We start from the raw sequence: 20451 nt of genomic DNA on the forward strand, positions 1-20451 counted from the left end.
CTCAGTGTCGGGAGAGCGCTCTCGCACCCTGCACACCTCTCTCCCGATCTCGCCGATGCATGGCGCGAAGGAGCACGCATGCACACGGTTTCGTCCCGGCCCCGCCGCCGGCGGCTGTTACCCCTCGGGCTGGTCGCCGCGCTGGCGTTCGCCCTGTTCCAGACGCCTGTCGCCACCGCAGCAGGCCCGTTGATCTCCCAGAACAAACCGGCGACCGCGTCCTCCACCGAGAACGCCGCCTTCCCTGCCACGGCGGCGGTCGACGGCAACACGGGCACGCGGTGGTCCAGCGCGTTCGCCGATCCCCAGTCGATCCAGATCGACCTGGGCGCGCAGGCGGCCGTCGACCAGGTGGTGCTGAACTGGGAAACGGCCTACGGCAAGGCCTTCTCCATCGAGATGTCGGAGAACGGCAGCTCGTGGAACCAGATCTACTCGACCGCGACCGGCACCGGCGGCGTGCAGACGCTCGCGGTCACCGGTGCGGGCCGGTACGTCCGCCTCACCCTGACCCAGCGGGCCACCCAGTGGGGCTACTCGCTGTGGGAGTTCCAGGTCTTCGGTGTCTTGGGCACCGGCGGTCCCGACCCCGGGCCCACCGGTCTGTTGTCGTACAACAAACCCGCGACCGCGTCGAGCTTCCAGGACGACGGCGCCTGCCCGGGCTGCGTTGCCACCAAGGCGACCGACCTCGATCCGGCGACCCGCTGGGCGACCAGCGCGACCACCGGCTGGGTCGACCCCGGCTGGATCACCGTCGACCTCGGCGCGACCGCGACGATCAACAAGGTTGTCCTGCAATGGGATCCGGCGTACGCGGTCTCGTATGAGATCCAGGTGTCGGACGACAACAACAACTGGCGCCGGATCTACAACACCACGACGGGCAAGGGCTTCAAGGAAACCCTGACCGTGTCGGGCACCGGCCGGTACGTGCGGATGTACGGCACCAAGCGGTCCAACGGGTACGGCTACTCGTTGTGGGAGTTCCAGGTCTACGGCACCGGCGGCGCGCCGACCCAGCCGCCCGCCCCACCGCCCGCGCCGAACTTCACGCGACTGGCGTGGAGCGACGAGTTCAACGGCCCGGCGAACTCCACACCGGACAGTTCTAAGTGGACTCCGGAGACCGGTTCCGGCGTGAACAACGAGCTGGAGTACTACACCAACAACCAGAACGCGCGGATGGACGGCACGGGCAACCTGGTGATCCAGGTCCGCCGCGAGCCGACCCCCGGCTCGGCGTGCCCGGTCGACCCGGTCAGCGGCAGCGGGACGTGCCAGTACACCTCCGGCCGGATCAACACGTATGGCAAGTACGACTTCACTTACGGGCGCGTCGAAGCGCGGATCAAGGTGTCCAGCACGCAAGGCCTGTGGCCGGCGTTCTGGATGCTGGGCAGCAACTTCTTCGCGACGAGGACGCCGTGGCCCAACTGCGGCGAGATCGACATCATGGAGCACGTCGGCCGTGAGTTGAACCGGGTCTATTCGACGCTGCACGCACCCGGGTACTTCGGCGCGGGCGGGTTCGGCCAGCCGCTCGACCTCGGCCAGCGCGTGGACGCCGCGTTCCACACGTTCGCGGTGGAGTGGGACGCCAGCCACATGACGTTCTTCGTGGACGGCAACGGGTTCTTCACCGTCGACCGGACGCAGCTGGAGCTCACCAAGGGTCCGTGGGTGTACGACCACAACCACTTCATCATCCTGAACAACGCGATCGGCGGCGACTTCCCGGGGCCGCCCGGGGCCGGGACCGTGCTGCCGCAGAACATGGTCATCGACTACGTGCGGGTCTTCCGGTAACCACGGAACCCCTTGGGTCCGGGCGGTGTACACACACCGTCCGGACCTTCTGTCGTTTGGGGGCAGTCATGGCACGCCGTATCGCCGCTCTCGTGGTGGCCTTGTTCCTGTTAGCCGCGCCGTCCGCGTTCGCAGGCGGCCCGACCAGCGTCATCCTCGTCGACCCCGGCTCGGGCAAGACCGCGTCGCTGTACACCGGCGACATGAACTACCAGAAGCTGCTCGAAGCCTTGGGGGACGCGAACCCCGACCCCAAGGCGCCTACGTTGCACGGCGGCCCTGGCAGCTCGGCCGTCAACATCACCTGGCTGATCCACGACGTTCAGGTGTGGCGGATCGACCACGTGTTCCTGGGTGAGGACGGTGGGCCGTGGATCGAGACTTATCAGTCGTACGACGGCCAGATCATGTTCGACCAACGCGGTGCTATCCATCGGCCGGTCGATCCTCAGGTCACGCAGTCGCTGGTGGCGGCCCTGCTCGACAAGCCCAAGACCGCCGTCACTCCCATTGCCGCCGCCGCGCCTGTGGTTCCTCCTGTGACTGCTCCTGTCGCGACCGGCCTGCAGTGGGGTTCGCTTCTGGTCGGGCTCGCGGTCGGGGCGTTGCTCGTCGTCGGGTTCACCACCGTGCGCCGCCAGCTGCGCCGAAACTGATGTCAACCTCGCCCACCCGGTCCGCGTGGATGGAGTAGGACCGCGGACCAGGGGGTGGGTGTGATCGAGGAGCTGTACCGCCGCGAGCGACCGGGGCTGCTCCGGCTGGCGGTGCTGCTGATCGGCGACCGCGTGCTGGCCGAGGACATCGTCCAGGACGCGTTCATGGCCCTGCACAAACACTGGCCGCGCCTCGCCGACCCCTCCGGCGCAGGCGCGTACCTCCGGGTCTCGGTGATCAACGGCGCCCGCTCCGCCCACCGCCGCCAAGCCGTCTCCGCCCGCCACCTGCGCGCCGAACCCTCCCTCGACCCACCCACCGACGCGTCCTTGCTGCTCGCCGAGGAACACCAGGCCGTGCTCAAGGCCGTGCGCCGGTTGCCGCGGCGTCAACAGGAGGTGCTGGTGCTGCGGTACTGGGCGGGCTTGTCGGAGGCGGAGATCGCCACCACGCTGGGCGTGTCCCGCGGAACCGTCAAAACCTGCGCCGCCCGCGCCCTCGCCACGCTGGAGGCCCGCCTCTCATGACCCTCCGCAAGCGTGTAGCCGTGGTTATGCAGCGACTAGCGCGGTCCTCCGGCGCACACCGACAAGATCCGCGCGATGTGGACGGGTTGTCCACAGGCGCCGTTCCGGGATGGGAGGTCCCGCGATGACCACTGAGCAACGACTCCGCGAGGCCTTCCAAGCCCTCGCCGACGCAGTAGAGGTAGAAACAACGGACTGGACGCCCCATCCCACGCCCGACCACCAAGGGTCGCTCGCTGGGGACGCCGCAAAGCCTCGTACCGAGCACGATCTGTGGTCGCCGCGGAGGTGGGTGCCGGTGGCGGCGGGGGTTGTGGTTTGCGGGATTGTGGGTGCGGTGTTGCTGGTGGGTGGAGGGCGGGGGGAGGTGGGGCCGGTGTTGACGCCGGTGTCGGTATCGGCGGGACCGCCGGGAACGGAGTCCGTGGGAGCGCCGGAGACCTCGTATACCGGGCGTACACAGGTTGCATACCAGCTGTATACGCATTGTGGGATCGATGAGGCGCAGGTGTGGGGGCGGTTTTATGAGGCGGTGCCGCCTGTTCCGGAGCCGCTGCCGGGTTCGTGGGGCAACCCGTACCAGGAGGGTGTGATGACCGAGGTTTCGCCGACGGAGGCGGAGTTCACCGACGCGGTGGGACACGTTGTGCGGTTCCGGGTGCGGCCCGGGGCGACGGCGTTCAAGCAGATCTGCAAATGATCTGGACGGCCCGGCACTGGACCATCGGGACACGTAGTCCCGATGGTCCAGCTCATCACACAAGAGCCTTGAGCCCCAAGGTCTCCGAGAGCAGCTCGTGCCGGGTCCCGCACTCGGGGCACTCCAGCGACGAGGTCAGCCGGGCGGCACACCGGCACACCCAGCCCTTCCGCACCCCAGGGTTCCCGGCGATGAACGCATGCGCGGGAACATCCCGGGTCACAACAGCGCCCGCGCCCACGAAGGCATTCCGCCCAATGGTCGTACCACACACCACGACCACACCGGCCCCGAGCGTCGCGCCTTCACTGACCATCGTGGACAGCAAGGCGTCACCGGAGATCTTCCGGTGCGCGCGAGGACGCATGTCGTTGGTGAAAACGACATTGGGGCCAAGGAACACGTTGTCCTGGCACGTGACCCCGTTGAACAACAACACGTTGTTCTTCACGGTCACGTTGTCACCCAGAACAACCTCCCCCTCAACGAAAGCACCGTCGCAGATGTTGCAGTCCCGGCCGATCTTGGCGCCCGGCAACACATGCGCGAACGCCCAGACCCGCGTACCGGAGCCGACGTCGTCGCTCTCACAGAGACCCTTGGGGTGCACGAAGGTCATGCCAACGCTCCAATGAGGACCTCGATAACCCGGTCCTGCTGAGCCCGGGTGATCCCGGGGAAGATCGGCAGCGAGAGGATCTCACCGGCGAGCTGCTCGGCGTTGGGGAAGGACGCCGCGGACGCGAACGGGACGGTCTGGTGGATGGGCGTCGGGTAGTGGATCGCCGCACCAACCCCGTTGGCCCGCAAGTGATCGTGCACGCGGTCACGGTCGGCCACCCGGATCACGTACAGGTGCCACACGTGAGTGTTGCCATGCAACACCTTCGGCACCACGACCCCGGGAACACCGGCCAGTGAGGCAGAGTAGTACTCGGCGGCGGCGACCCGCTGGGCGTTCCATTCGGAAAGCCTGCGCAGCTTGGCACTCAGCACCACGGCCTGCATGGTGTCGAGGCGGCTGTTGAAGCCCAGCGCGCTGTGCACGTACTTCTGCACCGACCCGTGCTGGCTGAGCAACCGGACCTCGTTGGCAAGCGCCGGGTCGTTGGTGGTGACCGCGCCCGCGTCACCATACGCACCAAGGTTCTTGCCCGGGTAGAAGCTCGTTCCGGCGATGTCACCGAGCGAACCGGAGACCCGGCCGTAGCGGGTCGCGCCCTGCGACTGAGCGGCGTCCTCGACGATGTACACGCCCTGGTCCAGCAGGTCCTCGATCGGCGCGATCTGGCCGTAGAGGTGCACCGGCAGGATCGCCTTGGTGTTGCGGGTGATCGCGGCCAGCGCGGCCTTGGTGTCGATCAGGTACGAGTCCGGGTCACAGTCCACGAAGACCGGACGCGCACCCGCCCGCACGACGGCCTCGGCGGTGGCGATGAAGGAGTTCGCGGGCAGGATGCACTCGTCACCGGGGTGCGTGCCGATCGCGCGCAGCGCCAGCTCCAGCGCGTCCGTTCCGTTGGCCACGCCCACGCAGTGCGCGACCCCGCTGAACGACGCATATTCCCGTTCGAACGCGGAAACCTGTGGGCCGCCGACAAAAGCTGTCGTGGCGAGGACTTCCTGCCAGCCGGCGGCGACCTCGTCGGCCACCTCGGCGTGCTGGATGGACAGATCGACAGGCGGGATCATCAGAGCGACCTCGTGAGTTTGCGGGCGGGCACCCCGGCCCACACCTCTTTCGGCGGAACATCTTTCAGCACGACGGCGCCCATCCCGACGAGCGCGCCCTCACCGATGGACACGCCTTCCCTGACCAGGGCACCGCTTCCCAAGTATGCGCACTCCCCCACGGTCACCCCGCCGGCCAGGGCCACTCTCGCGGCGAAAGTGGAGTACGAGCCGACGGAGTCGTCGTGGGTGAACGTGACGTGCGGCATGATCACCACGTGGTCGCCGATGTGCTGCGGCGCGGTCACCGCGACGAAAGCGAGCACAATGGTCCCAACGCCGGCAGTGACACCCGGCGCGAGACTCGCCGCCGGGTGGATGATCGTGGCATACCGCTCGCGAGGCAGTCCCAGCCGCTCGGACATGAACTTGCGGCAGGCCAGGTTCCGGCTGGTGGCGATGCAAAGCACGATCTCGGCGTCCGGGTGGTCCCCGATCACGTTCGGGGAACCCAGCACCGGCAGGCCGTCCACGGTCTGGCCGTGCAGCGCCGGGTTGTCGTCGACGAACCCGATCACCTCCCGGCCGGACAGCCGCGCCGCCGCGAGGGTCTCACGAGCGAGCCCCCCGGCGCCGACGAACAGCAATGGCCTCATCGAATGATCTCGGCCAGCGCGGTGACGACAGTGTCCTGTTCGGACTCGGTCATCTGGTGGAACAACGGCAGGATCAGCGACCGCTTGGTCAGGTGGTCCGTCACCGGCAGGTCCACCCACGAGTAGGCCGGTTCCAGGTGCGACGCCATGATCCCGCGCCGCGCCGAGATCCCGTGCAGCAGCAACTCGCTCAACACGTCCACGACCGTGCGCTCGAACCCGTCCGGCAGGACCACCCAGAACGACTGGTAGTTCGTCGTGCCGTACTCGGGATCGGTGACACAGGTCAGACCGTCGATCTCGCCCAGCAGCTTGTGGTACCGCTCAGCCAGTTCCCGGCGCCGGGCGATCACCTCGGGCAGCTTCGCCAGCTGCACCAGGCCGATCGCGGCCTGGATGTCGGTCATCCGGAAGTTGAAGCCGACCTCGTCGTACTCCTCGATCTTCACGCCGCCTGCCGAGTGCCGGTCCGCGGCGGACATGCTCATCCCGTGCTCCCGCAACCGCCGGAGCCGGGCCGCCCACTGCTCGTTCGAGGTGGTGATCATGCCGCCCTCGCCCGTGGTGAGCAGCTTGCGCGGATGGAACGACCACGCCGCAAGGGAAGCCCGCGCACTCACCGGGGCACCGCGGTAGGTCGACCCGGCCGCACAGGCCGAGTCGTGCACCAGCGGGATGCTCTTGGTGGAGCAGAACGCTTCCAGAGCGTCCACATCGAACGGAACGCCACCCTGGTGCACGCCGATCACGGCGGCGGTGCGGGGCGTGATCACCGCGTTCACCGTTTCCGGCGTCAGGTTCCCGGTGACCGGGTCGACGTCGGCGAAAACCGGTGTGGCGCCGACATACCGGGCGGCGTTCGCGGTCGCGATGAACGAGAACGACGGCACGACGACCTCATCGCCAGGGCCGATCCGGAGCAGGTGCAACGCCAAGTGCAGGCCGGTCGTGCACGAGGACACCGCGACCCCGTGCCCCGCACCGGCTTCCTCAGCGAACGCGACCTCGAACGCGGCCACCTGCGGGCCTTGGGCGACCCACCCGGACCGTACGACCGACGCCGCGGCCTCGGCTTCCTCCTCGCCGAGCCACGGCCGGATCACCGGGATCATCGCTGGCCCCGCCACCAGGTCACCAGCGAGGCCAGGCCGTCCTCCAGCGAGATCGTCGGCTTCCAGCCCAGATCGCGCTCGGCCGCGCTGATGTCGGCCAGCCGCCGGGTCACGCTGTTGACCGACCGGGCCGGGCCGAACTCGAGGTCCGAAGTGGACCCCATCACCTTCTGCAGCGCCGCCGCCAGCTCGATCAGCGAGGTCTCGGTCGCGGTGGCGATGTTGTAGACGGTGTCGGTGGCATCCGCCCGCGCGGCCAGGACGTTGGCCCGGGCGATGTCCTCGACGTGCACGAAGTCCATGGTCTGCAGGCCATCGCCGAGCACCAGCGGGGGCTGGCCTGCCTCGATCCGTTCCATCCAGCGGATCAGCACCTCGGTGTACTTGCCGTGCGCGTCCATGCGCGGGCCGTACACGTTGAAGTACCGCAGCGCCACGTAGTCCAGGTCGTGCATGGCCTTGAAGCTGCGCAACATGCCCTCGTTGAACGCCTTCGCGGCGCCGTAGAAGGTGTCGTTGTGGTACGGGTGGTGGTCCTCGCGGGTCGGGAACGTGTCGGCCAGACCGTAGATCGAGGCGGACGAGGAGGCGACGACTTTGGACACTCCGGCGTCCACCGCGGCCTCGATGACGTTGAAAGTACCGTCGACGAGGACTTCCAGCGCGGTCCGCGGCTCGGCGGCGCACTGGGTGATCCGCAGCGCGGCGAGGTGGAACACGACGTCCTTGCCCGAGGCCAGTTTGTGCATCAGGGCGGCGTCGCGGATGTCGCCTTCGACCAGTTCCACGCGGTCCGGGGCGCGGTCGAGGGCGGTGCTGAGGTTGGCCAGCGTGCCGCGGGACAGGTCGTCGACCACGACCACCTGGCTCGCGCCCGCGTCCAGCACCTGGTCCACGACGTGCGAGCCGATCGTGCCGGCCCCACCGGTGACCAGGATCCTGGTGTCGGTCAACTCCATCAGACACTTCCTCCGTTCACGGGCACGAACGTGCCACCGGCCGCCAGGCTGGCCGACGCGGCTTCGAGCTGGGCGAGCACGCGCAGCCCGGACCGGCCGTCCGTCAGCGGCGCACGCCTGGAAACAATCGCCGAAGCGAACTCCGCCATTACGGCCCGCAGCGCCTCACCTGTCGGCAGGGCGGGCGCGACCATGTCACCGATCCGGTAGGAGACCCGGCGCTGCACCGGATCGTCCGACCAGTTCACGCCGCGGTCGTACACCGCCAGCGGCTGGGTGGGGTCGAGGTCGTTCCAGACCGCGGTCCGCCGGGACCCGCCGACGATCATGGTCCGGATCTTGGTGGGGGACAACCAGTTCACGTGCGCGTGCGCGATGGCGCCGTTCGACAGCTGAACCGACAGGTAGGCGACGCAGGCGCGGCCCAGCTGGTGCGGGTCGGAGCCGTGCGCGGCGACCGCGACCGGGGTCACACCCTCGGGCAGGATCGAGTCCAAAATGGACAAGTCGTGCGGCGCCAGGTCCCACAGCACGTCGATGTCCGGCTGCACGATACCCAGGTTGATGCGCACCGAGTCGAGGTACTGGATGTCGCCCAGATCACCTTCCTGGACCAGGCGGCGCAGCCGCTGCACGACCGGCGTGTAGCAGAAAGTGTGGTCCAGCATCAGGGTCAGACCGCGTTCGTCAGCGGCCGTGACCAGCTTGTACCCATCCTCGTAGGAGGAGGCCAGCGGCTTCTCCACCAGCACGTGCTTGCCCGCCTCGAGGGCCGCGAGGGCGACCTCGAGGTGCGTGGCGGCGGGCGTGGCGATCGCGACCGCCTCGATTTCCGGGTCTGCCAGGGTTTCCGCGAGCGACGAGCTGGCGTTGACCGTGCTGTAGCGGCCGAGCACCGCCTTGGCCCGGTCCACATCGAGGTCACAGAGCGTCTTCAGGTGGAACTGGGGTGTCGCCTGGATGTTGCGCACCAGGTTCGGGCCCCAGTAGCCCGCGCCGATGACGGCCACGCCAACCATCAGGATCCTCTCGGAGAATTCCGCTCCCGCGAACGTCGGGAACTACTCACCGAATCGTGCCGAGGCCCCTCGGGCATTACATGTGTTCTGGCCCGCACCCCGCTGGTTCATCTCCCACTCACCGGGCCGTGACATGGTTGGCTTCAGCCAAGTTGCTCGTCGTGCGCGTCAGGCGGTCACTTTTGCCCCTGGGGCTGCACGGTTTCATGGCCGGCGCAATGGGCCGTTCGGGTACACCGGGCGACCGGCGCGCTACCCCGAGTGGGTGTTCGTCCATTTCGGACGCTTCGGTCACACACGGCTACTTCACGCCAGACCCCTGCGCGGCCCGAGCACCCGCGCGAACACCCCATCGCGGGCAGATCGAGATCGGACCGCCACTGCTCCTGGACCGCATCCACCGCGGCGGCCATCCATCCGCCGTGGCCCCCGGCCGCCGGTGACGTCGAACACCGGGTCGTGGGCGCGGTCGAACGTCCGGCCCTTGGCCTGGGCGATCATGCCGCCCATCGACATGCCGACGACGTGCACCTCGGCCAGGCCGACGACAACCAGCAGGCCCACGTCTTTGAGGTCGCCGAATCTTTCGTAGGCGATATCGATTTCGTCCAGGCCGACACTGTGCGCGCGATCTGCTCACTTCACAGTGGCGAGAGACCCTGCAACAAAGCTTCCAAGCCTTGCCGGAACTCGTCCATGGGCGCCACCATGCGGGCCTGAGCTGCCGTTTCTTTCAACAACGGAAAATCGTCGCGGGTGGCGATGATGTCCGTTCCTCGACCGTGCAGCGGGCCTCGATAATCGAGTTGGATCGCCCCGGTGACATAGGCGATGATCGCCCTGAGCGCGATGACCCGATTTACGACACCGGCTTTTGTCAGGATTTCCAGTATGGCCTCGCCCCAACGCAGCGAGTTCACCGAGTCCTGCCGGTGCTGAATCGCCAGCTGGACGACCTCCGGGTGCGCTTTGATCGCGTCTCTTACCCGTTCGGCCAGCGTGACGATCTGTTTCTGCCATGGTTTTCGTGGCGGTTTGAGGTCCACTGTAGACAACACCAGGTCGACGACGTGGACTTCCAGCTCCGCACGGTCGTTCACGTAGCGGTAGAGCGACATCGTGCCCATGCCGAGTTCGACTGCCACCGCTCGCATCGCTAGCGCCGCTAGGCCGTCACGGTCGATGACTTTGAGGGCAGCCTTCGCGATGTCTTCATGGGTGAGGGAACGTGGTCGTGGCATCGGGTTGACAGCGTACACCATACGCTCATACCGTCGTAAGCGTGCGATGTACGCCTACGGTCACTGGGAGGATCCATGCGTTTCGTCTCACCACGCACTTTGACCTCGGTTCAGGGCTCGCCGGTCCCGCTACCCTCCGGCTTGACCCACCTGCAGTTCCGCCGGTTCGCCGGTTGCCCGATCTGCAACCTCCACCTGAGGTCCATTGTGGATAGACACGCGGAGATCCAGGCGGCGGGCATCCGTGAAGTCGTCGTCTTCCACTCCCCCGCCGAGGACCTCCGCGAGTACACCCTCCCGTTCGACATCATCGCCGACCCCACCAAGAAGCTGTACCGCGAGTTCGGCGTGGAGACCTCGCGCTTTGCGTTACTCCACCCCAAAACCATCGGTGCCATCCTCGCGGGTTCGTTACGCACCTTGCGCCGCAAGGATCCCGCCCCCAAAGCCCACGCTGGCCGCCTCGGGCTGCCCGCCGACTTCCTGATCGCCCCCACCGGCCAGGTCCTGGCCTCGAAACATGGCACGCACGCCTACGACCAATGGACCGTCGACGAACTGCTCACCCACGCTCGCGCCTTCGCGGACCGCTAGTCCTCGGGGGCTTCAAGGCCTTGTTTGTCGGCCCATTCCAGGAGGGTGTCGAGGGTGTAGGCGTTGTCGTCGATGGTGGCGTGGAGGTCGCCCAGTTCGGCAAAGCGGGATGGGACCGTGGCGATGGTGAAGTCGTTGGGGTTGACGTCGTCGATTTCGTCCCAGCGGATAGGGGTTGACACTGTGGCTTCTGGATTTCCGCGGACGGAGTAGGCGCTCGCGATGGTGTGGTCACGGGCGTTTTGGTTGTAGTCCACGAAAAGGAGGGCTGGGTCGCGGTCTTTGCGCCACCAGGTTGTGGTCACATCGTTGGGGGCACGGCGTTCCACCTCGTGCGCGAAGGCGAGGGCGGCCCGGCGCACCTCCTTGAACCCTAGTGTCGGTTTGATCCGCACGTAGATGTGCAGGCCGTGGCCGCCGCTGGTCTTCGGGAAGCCGGTCATGCCCAGTTCGTCCAGGATCTCGTGCGCCACATGGGCGATCCGGCGAACCCGCGAGAACGGGCAGTCCGGCATCGGGTCGAGATCAATGCGCCACTCGTCGGGTTTCTCCGTGTCCGCACGGCGGGAGTTCCAAGGGTGGAACTCCACTGTGGACATCTGCACCGCCCAGATCACGTGCGCCAATTCGGTGACGCACAGTTCGTCGGCGTGCCGGCCGTAGCGCGGGAAGTGCACGCGCACGGTCTCCAGCCAGGGCGGCGCGCCGGAGGGCACGCGTTTCTGGTGCACCTTCTCGCCCGACACGCCGGACGGGAACCGGTGCATCATGCACGGCCGTTCCCGCAGCGCGCGCACAATGCCGTCGCCGACCGACAGGTAGTAGTTGACCAGGTCGAGCTTGGTCTCGCCGCGCGCCGGGAAGTACACCCGGTCCGGGCTGGAGATCCGCACCGTCCGGTCGCCGACCTCGAGTTCCACCGCCTCCTTGGCCATGCGGTGAAACTACCCAATCAGCGCGGCCGCTGCGGTTTTTGCGCGGTGAGCTGCGGCTGGATCGTTGGTGATCGCGGCGATGGTTATCGCTCCGTCGATCAACAGGAAGATCTGCTCACCCAGGGTCACATCCCCGGCGAGCCCGATGACATACGCCCGCAGCTCGGCCATGTGGTGCCGGACGATCCGCATGATCGGCTCGGACGACGTGCCCATCTCGCCGAACGAGTTGATGAACGCGCACCCCCGGAAGTCCGGCTCGGTGAACCACTCGTACAACCAGTCGAAGATCAACAGCAGCGGCTGCCCTTGGTGCTCGGCCACGTAGGCGGCGAGACGGCCGCGCCAACGCTCGTCCCGGCGCTCCAGATACCCGACCACCAGCGCTTCCTTGGAGGGGAACAGCTGGTACAGCCGCTTCAACGAGACGCCCGAGGAGGCGCGGATGTCGTCCATGCCCACGGCGTGGATGCCCCGCTCGTAGAACAGCGCCTCCGCGGCGTCGAGTACCTGGGTCTCCATGCCCCTAGCCTAGAGAACGAGCGTTCTCTACGATACCGGAGAACGCACGTTCTCCCGCCGACAAGGAGCCAGACCAATGACCGGTCGCCCGCCCTACCCGCCGTTCGACGAGGACACGGCCAAGCAGAAGGTCCAGGCGGCCGAGGACGCGTGGAACACCCGCGACCCCGAGCGCGTGTCGCTCGCGTACACAGAGGACTCCGTGTGGCGCAACCGCGACCGGTTCGTCACCGGCCGCGCGGCCATCGTCGAGTTCCTCACCCAGAAGTGGGAACGCGAGCTGGACTACGCGCTGCGCAAGGAACTCTGGAGCTACACCGGCAACCGGATCGCGGTGCGGTTCCAATACGAGTGCCACGACCAGGACGGGCAGTGGTACCGGTCGTACGGCAACGAGCTGTGGGAGTTCAGCGATGAGGGGTTGATGCGCCGTCGGGAGGCGAGCATCAACGACCTGAAGATCACCGAAGCCGATCGGCGCATTTTCGGCCCGCGGCCCGCTGAGGAGCACGGGGTCCTGTTCCCGATCCAGTAGCGTGGTTCCGGTTCGACTTTTGTGTGGGAACCCCTGCGGCGCACGGGCAGACACAAAGGGGCAGGTCTGGCGCCTGCCCGCCGACGAGCACAGCGCCCTTCCCGATCCAATAACCCCATCCCAATGGGCAGCCCCCACCCTCTCCGGGGGGCTCCCCGATGCCAGTCTATCGAGGATGGAGGGGCCGGACAGGGGTTTTGCCGTGCGAACGGGCCGTTCGCACGGTGTTCGCTGGAACGGGTGACAGCCTCAGGTGTCGGGGAGCATGGGCATTTCGATTCCTGGGTCGCGGCCTAAAAGCACCGCGCGGGTTATGGCGCGGGAGCCGAATTTGTCGTGGAGGCTGTCGAGGACCGTGTCGAGGGCGTTGGGGGTTTCGTCGAACGGCAGCATCAACTGGACCGAGTCCTCGTTGTCGAGGTTGCCCACGGAAATGCCGATCAGGGTCAGGCCTTGCAGGTCGATGATCGGCATTGCCTTTGCCACCAACGATCTCAGAGCCAGCAGGATCTCGTCCGTGGTGGCTGTCGGCTGCGGCAACGTGTGCGACCGGGTTGCCCTGGTGAAGTCGTCGAAACGCATGCGCAACACCACGGTCCGGCCCACGCGTTTGGCCGCGCGCAGGCGGTGGGTGACCCGATCGGTCAACGCGACGATGGTGGCGTCGATGGCTTCCGGCGTGATGAGTGATCGGCCCAGGGCTCGTTGCGCGCCCATGGAACTCCGGCGGCGGCCGGTTTGGACTCGCCGGGCGTCCTGGTTGTGCGAGAGCCCGAACAAATGCCGTCCCACATGTCGGCCGAGCATTGACCGCAGCATTGATTCCGGCAGTTCGGCGACGTCGCCGACCCGGTGGATCCCATGTTCCCGGAGTTTGGCCGCCGTCACTTTTCCGACGCCCCACAGCCGCTCCACCTCGAGTGGGTGCAGGAACTCCATTTCCTTGTCGGGTGGCACGACCAGCAGTCCGTCGGGCTTCGCCACCCCGCTCGCGACCTTGGCCAGGAACTTGGTCCGCGCGACCCCCACGGTGATCGGCAGGCCGACCTGCGCGCGAACGTCCTGGCGCAATCGGGCTGCGATCTCCGCGGGTGTGCCCGCGATCTTGTGCAGGCCACCTACGTCCAAGAACGCCTCGTCGATCGACAGGCCCTCTACCAGCGGTGTTGTGTTGCGGAACACCTCGAAGACGGCCTTGCTCGCGTCCGAGTAGGCCTTCATCCGCGGCGGCACGACCACCGCGTGGGGGCACAGGTACCGGGCACGGGCGCCACCCATCGCGGTCTTGATTCCGTATGCCTTCGCCTCGTAGCTTGCGGCGAGGACGACCCCGCCGCCGACGATCACCGGCCGCCCGCGCAGCCGCGGGTCATCGCGCTGCTCGACCGAGGCGTAGAACGCGTCGAGGTCGGCATGCAGGATGGTCGCCCCATCAGAAGACACGAACACATGTTCGCATATTCGGACTCATCGCGGCACCGATGAGTTTTCCGGCGACCCGTCGTTACACCTGCTACAAACCCCGACCAGGAGGTAGCCACCATGGACTACAAGCTGGAAGTCGTGATGATCCCGGTGACCGACGTGGACCGCGCCAAGGACTTCTACGTGGAGAAGACCGGGTTCGCCCTGGACGTCGACTTCAAGGCGGAGAACTTCCGGGTCGTGCAGCTCACCCCGCCCGGCTCGGCCTGCTCGATCATCCTCAGCGAGAACGCCGAGAAGGCCGGCTCGATCCTCGGCAACCACATGGTCGTCGAGGACGCCGTGGCCGCGCGCGATGAGCTCGCCGGTCGCGGCCTGGACATCACTGAGACGTACCACTTCGTCGACGGCCGGCAGCAGCCCGGCCCCGACCCCAAACGCGCCAAGTACGGCACGTTCGCCAGTTTCGCCGACCCGGACGGTAACCAGTGGCTGATCCAGGAAGTGCCGCCGCAGTCATGACCATGCCCGACCTCGAGCCGCACCGGCGCGAGCTGCACGTCCACTGCTACCGCATGCTCGCCTCCTACGAGGAGGCCGAGGACGCGGTGCAGGAGACGTTCCTCAAGGCCTGGCGCGGCTGGGACAAGTTCGACGGGGACAACCTGTTCCGCGCCTGGCTCTACCGGATCGCCACGAACGTGTGCCTGGACATGATCCGGCGCACGTCCCGGCAGGTCGTGACCATGAACTCGTTCGCCGAAGTGCCGTGGCTGCAGCCGTTCCCGGACCGGATGCTGCCCAGCGACGAGGAACCCGACGCGGTGGTGGTGAACCGCGAGACCATCGAGCTCGCGTTCATCGCCACCATGCAACTGCTGCCCGCGCGGCAACGCGCCGCGTTCATCGCGCGGGACGTGCTGGACTGGTCGGCCAAGGAAACGGCGTCCTTGCTGGACATCAGCGTGGCCGCAGCGAACAGCGCGCTGCAGCGGGCGCGGGCGACCATGCAGGAGAAGCTGCCCGAGCGGCGTTCGGAGTGGACGTCGGCCGAGCTCAGCGACGAGGAACGGGACCTGCTGGCCAGGTTCATCGACGCGCACGAACGGTGTGACGCCGCCGCGGCGATCGCGGCGGCGGCCCAGGACATCCGCGTCACCATGCCGCCCGCACCGATGTGCTTCAACGGTCTGGACCAGCTCGCACCCCTGCTGGAACGGGCGTTCGGGCCGGATCGGGACGGCGACTGGAAGCTCGTGCCGACCGTGGCCAACCGGATGCCGTGCTCGGCGAGCTACCTGCGGCGGCCTGGGGACACCGTGTTCCGGGTGTTCAAGATGGACGTTCTGCGTGTCGCGGACGGCAAGATCGCCGAGATCACGACGTTCGGGCCGTCCGCGACGTTGAAGGCGTTCGATCTGCCGCAGACGTTGTGAAAGATCTGTGTCGGGTACGGCGAAACGGCTCCGACCTACTGTCGTGACTCGCCGACTCACTGAGGGGACTCCCATGCGCAAGCGTGTCTTTGCCCTGCTCACAGCGGGGTTGTTCTTATGGTCGGCCGCGGTGGCCGCCGCCGGCGACTCGTCCGTGGTCCGCACGGACTCCGGGCAGATCCGGGGCACGGTCTCGGCCGGGTACCGGACGTTCCAGGGCATTCCGTTCGCCGCGCCGCCGGTCGGCGACCTGCGATGGCGTTCGCCGCAACCGGTGCAGCCGTGGACCGGCATCCGCGACGCCACCACACCGACGGGCCCCTGTGCTCAGTCGAATGGTGCCCAGCACGGCAGCACCACCGAGGATTGCCTGTACCTCAACGTGACCACCCCCACGCAGCGCGGCGACCGCAAGCCGGTCATGGTGTAGCTGCACGGCGGCGGCAACAGTTACCTGACCGCGGCGGAGTTCGACGCGCACCGGCTCGCGCTGGGCGGAGACGTCGTTGTGGTGACGACGAACTTCCGGCTCGGCGTGTTCGGTTTCCTTGCGCATCCGGGGTTGCCGGACTCGGGCGCCTATGGGTTGGAGGACCAGCAGGCGGCTTTGCGTTGGGTGCAACGGAATGCGGCCGCGTTCGGCGGGGATCCGCACAATGTCACGCTGTTCGGTGAGTCCGGTGGGTCGTTCGACGTCTGCGGGCAGCTGACCTCGCCGGGTGCGGCCGGGTTGTTCCAGCGGGCGATCATGCAGAGCGGCGGGTGCACGACATCCTGGCCGGACAACGGGGTCATCTACGGAAAGCCAGCCAGTGCAGCGTTCATTGGCAAGGCTGCGGGCGAATCCGCTGGTGTCGCTTTGGCTTCCGCGCACGGCTGCTCGGATGCTGCTTGCCTGCGGCGGATCCCGGCAGCCGACCTCGTCGCCGTGGACAACGGTTCGACCCCGGTCGTTTACGGCAACCGTGTTCTGCCTGTGGCTCCGGCTCAGGCGTTGGCCTCCGGGCGGTTCAACCGGGTTCCGGTGATCTCCGGGAACACCCGTGATGAGGGACGGTTGACCGCGGCCGCGCCACGTCCGTCCACTGTGGAGGAGTACCGGGATCTGCTCACGGAAGCTTTCGGGCCCGCGAAGGCTTCGCGGGTCGAGCGGGAGTATCCGGCCGGGAACGCGCCGAGGGTCGCGTGGGGCGCGGTGCTGACCGACTCGGTGTGGGTGTGCTCGCAACTGATCGACGACCGGAACCTGGGCCGCCGGACGCCGGTGTACACATACTCGTTCGCCGACCGGAACGCGCCGACGGGGTACTTCCCATTCCCTGCCGACCTGCCGCCCGGGGCCTTCCACAGTTCCGAGCTGCCGTACCTGTTCGACATGCCCGGGTTCGTGCCGAACTTCACGCCTGAGCAGCAGGCTTTTGCCGACCAGCTGATCAGGGCGTGGGGCAGGTTCGCCAGGTCCGGCTACCCGGGGTGGGTCGGCTCGGTGTCGTTGGCGCCCAACGACATCCACCACGTCGACCTCGCCAGGCAGCACAACTGCAGCTTCTGGCCTGCTAATAGCTAACTAGTTAGCTATTAGCCTGTTAGCTACTAGCAGGTTAACTACTAGCCTGCTAGTAGCTAGTCGGCTAGCAGCTAGTCGGCTAGCTACTAGCAGGCTAGCTGCTAACCCGCTTGTAGCTCGCCGGTTAGAAGCTGCCCGGCTAGTAACTGGACATGGGCTTGTTCCCGCCGAACAGCGAGCGACAGCGCACCTTTTCGGATTGACGGACCGTGGCCGGATCGCCCTCGGCTACCAGGCGGACCTGGTGCTCGTCAAAGGCGATCCGGTGACGGGCATCACCGCCACCAAGTCCATTGTGGACGCGTGACGACGGGATGTGCGGCGGGTCTAGCGGCCGACGCTCTTGCGCCGGACGAACCCGATCGCGGCGGTGGCCAGGAACAGGATCACGCCGATGATGGCCAGCCAGACCAGGCCTTTGACGACGAACCCGACCACGGACAGTGCAAGCCAGATCACCAGCAGCAGAACCAAGAAGCCGATCACGTTGACCTCCATGTTGTACCTGCTCAGGAGGTACCCCGGTCACGGGCCCGCGAACCGCGTTGCATGATTCTCGGGTGCAACCGTTGCGGACCGTCTCCGCCACCCGGTATGTCACCCCGCTGCGCGAGGGTGGCTCGCTGCCGGGCCTGGTCGAGGCCGACGACCTGGGGATGTACGTCCTGAAGTTCCGGGGCGCCGGGCAGGGCGTGAAGGCGCTGACCGCCGAGGTCATCGTGGGTGAGCTGGCCCGGCGGCTGGGGTTCCGGGTGCCCGAGATCGTCCTCGTCGACCTCGACCCGGTGCTGGGCCGCAACGAACCGGACCAGGAGGTGCAGGAGCTGCTGGCCAACAGCGGCGGCATCAACCTGGGGTTCGACTTCCTGCCCGGCGCGTTCGACTTCAACCCGGTGGTGCGCGACCCGGGCGCGGAGCTGGCCGCACAGGTGATGTGGCTGGATGCGTTGGTGCTCAACGTGGACCGCAGCTGGCGCAACCCCAACCTGTTGCTGTGGCACAAAGATGTCTGGCTGATCGACCACGGGGCGTCGCTGTACTTCCACCATGGCTGGGGCGCGGGGTGGAAACCGGCGGCGACCTACCGGTTCGACGCGGGCGACCACGTCATGCTCCCGGCCGCCGGCCCGATCGACAACTCGCTGGCCGCCGCCATCACCCCGGGTCTGCTCGACGAGGTGCTCGGCCTGGTGCCGGGCGACTGGCTCAACCCCGGCGACAAGGACCGGTACGTGCAGTTCTTCCAGGCGCGGCTGGCCTCGGCCCCGCAGTGGATCGAGACGCTGGAGGCCGCTCGTGCCGCACGTGTTTGAGTACGCCCTGCTGCGGGCCGTGCCCCGGCAGGACCGCGGCGAGTTCGTCAACGTCGGCGTCCTGCTTTACTGCGCGGACAGGCAGTTCCTGCGCTGCAAGACCCATGTCGACGCCGACCGCCTGCTGGCCCTGGACCCCAGGATCGACCTCGACCTGGTCCAGTCCAGCCTCCGGCTGTGGTGTGGTTCCTGCGACGGCTCCACCAACGCCCCGATCGCCGGAACCACCCTGGGCCAACGTTTCCGCTGGCTCACCGCCCCCCGAAGTACGCTTCTGCAGACCTCCCCGACCCATACCGGGCTCACCGAGGACCCCGAGCAGCAGCTCGACCATCTTTGGCGGGCACTGGTGTTGCCGCCGAACTAGGTTGCTTGTGCATGAGCAATCTCAGGGTGGGGAGCATTGTCTGGGGTGTGTCGGATGTCGCGAGGGCCACGGCGTTCTGGACGGCGGCGCTCGACTACGTGCCGCGAGAGCCCGGTGACGAGACCTGGGTGGTTCTGGTCCCCCGATCGGGCGAGGGACCGGGGTTGTCGCTGGCATTGAGTGAGAGCCCGGTAGCGGAACATCCGCGGGTCCACCTGGATCTGTACACCGCCGACCAGGCCGGAGAGGTCGAGCGGCTCGTCGGGCTGGGGGCGCACCGCGTTGACTGGGACCGGTATCCACCGAACGCGGACTTCGTCGTGCTCGCCGACCCGGACGGCAACATCTTCTGCGTCATCGACAAGGGCTGACTACTCCGTTTGAACCACCGATCGTGCGAATGCGGCTCATGTATGCCCGTGAGACGATATGCGCCGTGACTGATCGGCCCTCGTGGGTTCCCGCAGATGTCGATGAGGGGCTGCCGAGCGCGGCGCGTGTCTACGACTTCCTGCTGGGCGGCGGGCACAACTTCGCCTCCGACCGGATGGTCGGGCAGAAGGTGCTCGAGGTCCAGCCGAACGGCAGGCAGATCGCCGGGTCGAACCGCGCCTTCCTGCGCCGGGCGGTGCGCTACATGCTCGAGCAGGGCATCACGCAGTTCCTCGACCTGGGCTCGGGCATCCCGACCGTGGGCAACGTGCATGAGGTCGCGCAGAAGCTGCACCCCGACGCGCGCGTTGTGTACGTGGACTACGACGAGGTCGCGGTCTCGCACAGTGAGCTGATGCTGGGCGCGAACGACAACGCCGTCATCGTGAACGCGGACCTGTGCCAGCCGGAGGAAGTCCTCAAGGCCAAGGCGGTCCGCGAGATGATCGACTGGACCCAGCCGGTCGGCCTGCTGATGGTCGCGGTGTTCCACTTCGTGTCCGACGAACGCGACCCCCGCGGAGTGGTCGCGCGGTACCGGGATGCGTTGCCGTCAGGCAGTCTGCTGGCGTTGTCGCACCTGACCGCGGACCAGATGCCGGACGAGATGGCCGGTGTGGTCGAGGCCATGCGCAACAGCCGCGACCCGATGTTCTTCCGGTCGTTCGACGAGGTCAGCGCGTTGTTCGACGGATTCGACCTGGTCGAGCCGGGCGTGGTCAGCGCTCCCCTGTGGCACCCCCAGTACGGCGTCCAGGACCCCACCGTCGAAGGCGTCTACGTCGGCGTGGCCCGCAAGCCCTAACCCCGCCCACCCCTCGGCGTGTCCCCCTTTCCTCCGGGCCGTGTCCCCCGTTCCTCCGGGCCGTGTCCCCCGTTCGTCCGGGTCGTGTCCCCCCTTGTCTCCAACGGAGAATTCGGGGTGCCTGAATGTGGGACACGGGGGCCACGAACGGGGGACACGGGGTGGAGGA

Annotated in this window: 24 protein-coding genes and 1 pseudogene; 13 read left to right on the plus strand and 12 right to left on the minus strand. The window is 67.3% G+C overall.

Features of this window, described 5'->3' with window-relative positions; translation table 11 throughout:
* Nucleotides 1-78: 78 nt before the first annotated feature.
* The 4 genes from AB0J95_RS11610 (at nucleotide 79) to AB0J95_RS11625 (ending at nucleotide 3693) form a co-directional block, all read left to right on the plus strand.
* Nucleotides 79-1809 (plus strand): discoidin domain-containing protein, encoded by a 1731-nt coding sequence (locus AB0J95_RS11610; protein WP_364755850.1) that lies wholly within the window; start codon nucleotides 79-81, stop codon nucleotides 1807-1809.
* A 68-nt stretch (nucleotides 1810-1877) separates the two neighbouring features.
* Nucleotides 1878-2465: a hypothetical protein gene (locus tag AB0J95_RS11615; RefSeq protein ID WP_364755853.1), complete on the plus strand. Its 588-nt coding sequence runs from the start codon at nucleotides 1878-1880 to the stop codon at nucleotides 2463-2465.
* Between the two features lie 60 nt (nucleotides 2466-2525).
* Entirely contained in the window at nucleotides 2526-2993 is a 468-nt protein-coding gene (locus AB0J95_RS11620) for a SigE family RNA polymerase sigma factor (RefSeq protein WP_364755856.1), read from the plus strand.
* Between the two features lie 124 nt (nucleotides 2994-3117).
* Entirely contained in the window at nucleotides 3118-3693 is a 576-nt protein-coding gene (locus tag AB0J95_RS11625) for a hypothetical protein (RefSeq protein WP_364755859.1), read from the plus strand.
* A gap of 55 nt (nucleotides 3694-3748) precedes the next feature.
* On the opposite strand, the gene AB0J95_RS11630 is transcribed toward AB0J95_RS11625, so the two are convergent.
* The 8 genes from AB0J95_RS11630 to AB0J95_RS11665 all read right to left on the minus strand — a co-directional run bounded on the left by AB0J95_RS11630 (nucleotide 3749) and on the right by AB0J95_RS11665 (nucleotide 10372).
* A complete protein-coding gene (locus AB0J95_RS11630) occupies nucleotides 3749-4312 on the minus strand; it encodes an acyltransferase (RefSeq protein WP_364755862.1) in 564 nt (187 codons plus the stop codon).
* Complete coding sequence (locus AB0J95_RS11635; protein WP_364755865.1) at nucleotides 4309-5385, minus strand: DegT/DnrJ/EryC1/StrS family aminotransferase; 1077 nt, start codon at nucleotides 5383-5385, stop codon at nucleotides 4309-4311. The genes AB0J95_RS11630 and AB0J95_RS11635 overlap by 4 nt, the downstream gene beginning before the upstream one ends.
* Entirely contained in the window at nucleotides 5385-6020 is a 636-nt protein-coding gene (locus AB0J95_RS11640) for an acetyltransferase (RefSeq protein WP_364755868.1), read from the minus strand. Before AB0J95_RS11640 ends, AB0J95_RS11635 begins: the two co-directional genes overlap by 1 nt.
* Nucleotides 6017-7147, minus strand: a complete 1131-nt coding sequence (locus AB0J95_RS11645) for a DegT/DnrJ/EryC1/StrS family aminotransferase (protein WP_364755871.1) — start codon at nucleotides 7145-7147, stop codon at nucleotides 6017-6019. The genes AB0J95_RS11640 and AB0J95_RS11645 overlap by 4 nt, the downstream gene beginning before the upstream one ends.
* The gene (locus AB0J95_RS11650; protein ID WP_364755874.1) at nucleotides 7129-8091 is read right to left on the minus strand and encodes an NAD-dependent epimerase/dehydratase family protein; all 963 of its coding nucleotides are present in this window, start codon (nucleotides 8089-8091) and stop codon (nucleotides 7129-7131) included. Before AB0J95_RS11650 ends, AB0J95_RS11645 begins: the two co-directional genes overlap by 19 nt.
* On the minus strand, nucleotides 8091-9110 hold the full coding sequence (locus tag AB0J95_RS11655; RefSeq protein ID WP_364755877.1) for a Gfo/Idh/MocA family oxidoreductase: 1020 nt from the start codon (nucleotides 9108-9110) through the stop codon (nucleotides 8091-8093). The genes AB0J95_RS11650 and AB0J95_RS11655 overlap by 1 nt, the downstream gene beginning before the upstream one ends.
* Nucleotides 9111-9416: 306 nt before the next feature.
* The gene (locus AB0J95_RS11660) at nucleotides 9417-9674 is read right to left on the minus strand and encodes a hypothetical protein (protein ID WP_364755880.1); all 258 of its coding nucleotides are present in this window, start codon (nucleotides 9672-9674) and stop codon (nucleotides 9417-9419) included.
* Between the two features lie 77 nt (nucleotides 9675-9751).
* Entirely contained in the window at nucleotides 9752-10372 is a 621-nt protein-coding gene (locus tag AB0J95_RS11665; RefSeq protein ID WP_364755883.1) for a TetR/AcrR family transcriptional regulator C-terminal domain-containing protein, read from the minus strand.
* Between the two features lie 120 nt (nucleotides 10373-10492).
* Here AB0J95_RS11665 and AB0J95_RS11670 point away from each other — a divergent pair, with 120 nt between their 5' ends.
* Nucleotides 10493-10945 carry a peroxiredoxin-like family protein gene (locus AB0J95_RS11670; RefSeq protein WP_364755886.1) on the plus strand — a complete coding sequence of 151 codons (453 nt, stop codon included), beginning with the start codon at nucleotides 10493-10495 and terminating at the stop codon, nucleotides 10943-10945.
* Here AB0J95_RS11670 and ligD read toward each other — a convergent pair.
* Both ligD and AB0J95_RS11680 read right to left on the minus strand, forming a co-directional pair.
* The gene (gene ligD, locus AB0J95_RS11675) at nucleotides 10942-11880 is read right to left on the minus strand and encodes a non-homologous end-joining DNA ligase (RefSeq protein ID WP_364755889.1); all 939 of its coding nucleotides are present in this window, start codon (nucleotides 11878-11880) and stop codon (nucleotides 10942-10944) included. The genes AB0J95_RS11670 and ligD overlap by 4 nt on opposite strands.
* 9 nt (nucleotides 11881-11889) lie before the next feature.
* Nucleotides 11890-12402, minus strand: a complete 513-nt coding sequence (locus AB0J95_RS11680) for a TetR/AcrR family transcriptional regulator (protein ID WP_364755891.1) — start codon at nucleotides 12400-12402, stop codon at nucleotides 11890-11892.
* 76 nt (nucleotides 12403-12478) lie between these two features.
* Between AB0J95_RS11680 and AB0J95_RS11685 the strand changes: the two genes are divergently transcribed.
* Nucleotides 12479-12937 (plus strand): nuclear transport factor 2 family protein, encoded by a 459-nt coding sequence (locus AB0J95_RS11685; protein ID WP_364755894.1) that lies wholly within the window; start codon nucleotides 12479-12481, stop codon nucleotides 12935-12937.
* Nucleotides 12938-13186: 249 nt separating this feature from the next.
* Here the strand turns inward: AB0J95_RS11685 and dinB are convergent, their stop codons facing one another.
* Nucleotides 13187-14386, minus strand: a complete 1200-nt coding sequence (dinB, locus tag AB0J95_RS11690) for a DNA polymerase IV (protein ID WP_364755897.1) — start codon at nucleotides 14384-14386, stop codon at nucleotides 13187-13189.
* A 93-nt stretch (nucleotides 14387-14479) separates the two neighbouring features.
* Between dinB and AB0J95_RS11695 the strand changes: the two genes are divergently transcribed.
* From AB0J95_RS11695 to AB0J95_RS11705, 3 genes and pseudogenes are all read left to right on the plus strand, one after another.
* Nucleotides 14480-14884 carry a VOC family protein gene (locus AB0J95_RS11695; RefSeq protein ID WP_364755899.1) on the plus strand — a complete coding sequence of 135 codons (405 nt, stop codon included), beginning with the start codon at nucleotides 14480-14482 and terminating at the stop codon, nucleotides 14882-14884.
* Nucleotides 14885-14886: 2 nt separating this feature from the next.
* Nucleotides 14887-15798 carry an RNA polymerase subunit sigma-70 gene (locus AB0J95_RS11700; RefSeq protein ID WP_364755902.1) on the plus strand — a complete coding sequence of 304 codons (912 nt, stop codon included), beginning with the start codon at nucleotides 14887-14889 and terminating at the stop codon, nucleotides 15796-15798.
* Between the two features lie 73 nt (nucleotides 15799-15871).
* Nucleotides 15872-17365, plus strand: a pseudogene (locus tag AB0J95_RS11705) (carboxylesterase family protein).
* A 327-nt stretch (nucleotides 17366-17692) separates the two neighbouring features.
* On the opposite strand, the gene AB0J95_RS11710 reads toward AB0J95_RS11705, so the two are convergent.
* On the minus strand, nucleotides 17693-17851 hold the full coding sequence (locus AB0J95_RS11710) for a hypothetical protein (RefSeq protein WP_364756194.1): 159 nt from the start codon (nucleotides 17849-17851) through the stop codon (nucleotides 17693-17695).
* A gap of 74 nt (nucleotides 17852-17925) precedes the next feature.
* On the opposite strand from AB0J95_RS11710, the gene AB0J95_RS11715 reads away from it, so the two are divergent.
* From AB0J95_RS11715 to AB0J95_RS11730, 4 genes are all read left to right on the plus strand, one after another.
* The gene (locus AB0J95_RS11715) at nucleotides 17926-18678 is read left to right on the plus strand and encodes a HipA family kinase (protein WP_364755905.1); all 753 of its coding nucleotides are present in this window, start codon (nucleotides 17926-17928) and stop codon (nucleotides 18676-18678) included.
* On the plus strand, nucleotides 18662-19045 hold the full coding sequence (locus AB0J95_RS11720) for a DUF3037 domain-containing protein (RefSeq protein WP_364755907.1): 384 nt from the start codon (nucleotides 18662-18664) through the stop codon (nucleotides 19043-19045). The genes AB0J95_RS11715 and AB0J95_RS11720 overlap by 17 nt, the downstream gene beginning before the upstream one ends.
* An 11-nt stretch (nucleotides 19046-19056) precedes the next feature.
* A complete protein-coding gene (locus AB0J95_RS11725) occupies nucleotides 19057-19416 on the plus strand; it encodes a VOC family protein (protein ID WP_364755910.1) in 360 nt (119 codons plus the stop codon).
* Nucleotides 19417-19481: 65 nt separating this feature from the next.
* Nucleotides 19482-20282, plus strand: coding sequence for an SAM-dependent methyltransferase (locus AB0J95_RS11730; protein WP_364755913.1), 801 nt, complete (start codon nucleotides 19482-19484; stop codon nucleotides 20280-20282).
* Nucleotides 20283-20451: the final 169 nt, after the last annotated feature.

It is taken from the genome of Actinocrispum sp. NPDC049592 (assembly GCF_040675465.1).
GTDB lineage: Bacteria > Actinomycetota > Actinomycetes > Mycobacteriales > Pseudonocardiaceae > Kibdelosporangium.

Coding starts and splice junctions, on each gene's coding strand:
- AB0J95_RS11680 (WP_364755891.1), bottom strand. CDS start 12,402: ATGGAGACCCAGGTACTCGACGCCGCGGAGGCGCTGTTCTACGAGCGG.
- AB0J95_RS11650 (WP_364755874.1), bottom strand. CDS start 8,091: ATGGAGTTGACCGACACCAGGATCCTGGTCACCGGTGGGGCCGGCACG.
- AB0J95_RS11700 (WP_364755902.1), top strand. CDS start 14,887: ATGCCCGACCTCGAGCCGCACCGGCGCGAGCTGCACGTCCACTGCTAC.
- AB0J95_RS11625 (WP_364755859.1), top strand. CDS start 3,118: ATGACCACTGAGCAACGACTCCGCGAGGCCTTCCAAGCCCTCGCCGAC.
- ligD (WP_364755889.1), bottom strand. CDS start 11,880: ATGGCCAAGGAGGCGGTGGAACTCGAGGTCGGCGACCGGACGGTGCGG.
- AB0J95_RS11640 (WP_364755868.1), bottom strand. CDS start 6,020: ATGAGGCCATTGCTGTTCGTCGGCGCCGGGGGGCTCGCTCGTGAGACC.
- AB0J95_RS11630 (WP_364755862.1), bottom strand. CDS start 4,312: ATGACCTTCGTGCACCCCAAGGGTCTCTGTGAGAGCGACGACGTCGGC.
- AB0J95_RS11695 (WP_364755899.1), top strand. CDS start 14,480: ATGGACTACAAGCTGGAAGTCGTGATGATCCCGGTGACCGACGTGGAC.
- AB0J95_RS11685 (WP_364755894.1), top strand. CDS start 12,479: ATGACCGGTCGCCCGCCCTACCCGCCGTTCGACGAGGACACGGCCAAG.
- AB0J95_RS11665 (WP_364755883.1), bottom strand. CDS start 10,372: ATGGTGTACGCTGTCAACCCGATGCCACGACCACGTTCCCTCACCCAT.
- AB0J95_RS11655 (WP_364755877.1), bottom strand. CDS start 9,110: ATGGTTGGCGTGGCCGTCATCGGCGCGGGCTACTGGGGCCCGAACCTG.
- AB0J95_RS11615 (WP_364755853.1), top strand. CDS start 1,878: ATGGCACGCCGTATCGCCGCTCTCGTGGTGGCCTTGTTCCTGTTAGCC.
- AB0J95_RS11635 (WP_364755865.1), bottom strand. CDS start 5,385: ATGATCCCGCCTGTCGATCTGTCCATCCAGCACGCCGAGGTGGCCGAC.
- AB0J95_RS11725 (WP_364755910.1), top strand. CDS start 19,057: ATGAGCAATCTCAGGGTGGGGAGCATTGTCTGGGGTGTGTCGGATGTC.
- AB0J95_RS11610 (WP_364755850.1), top strand. CDS start 79: ATGCACACGGTTTCGTCCCGGCCCCGCCGCCGGCGGCTGTTACCCCTC.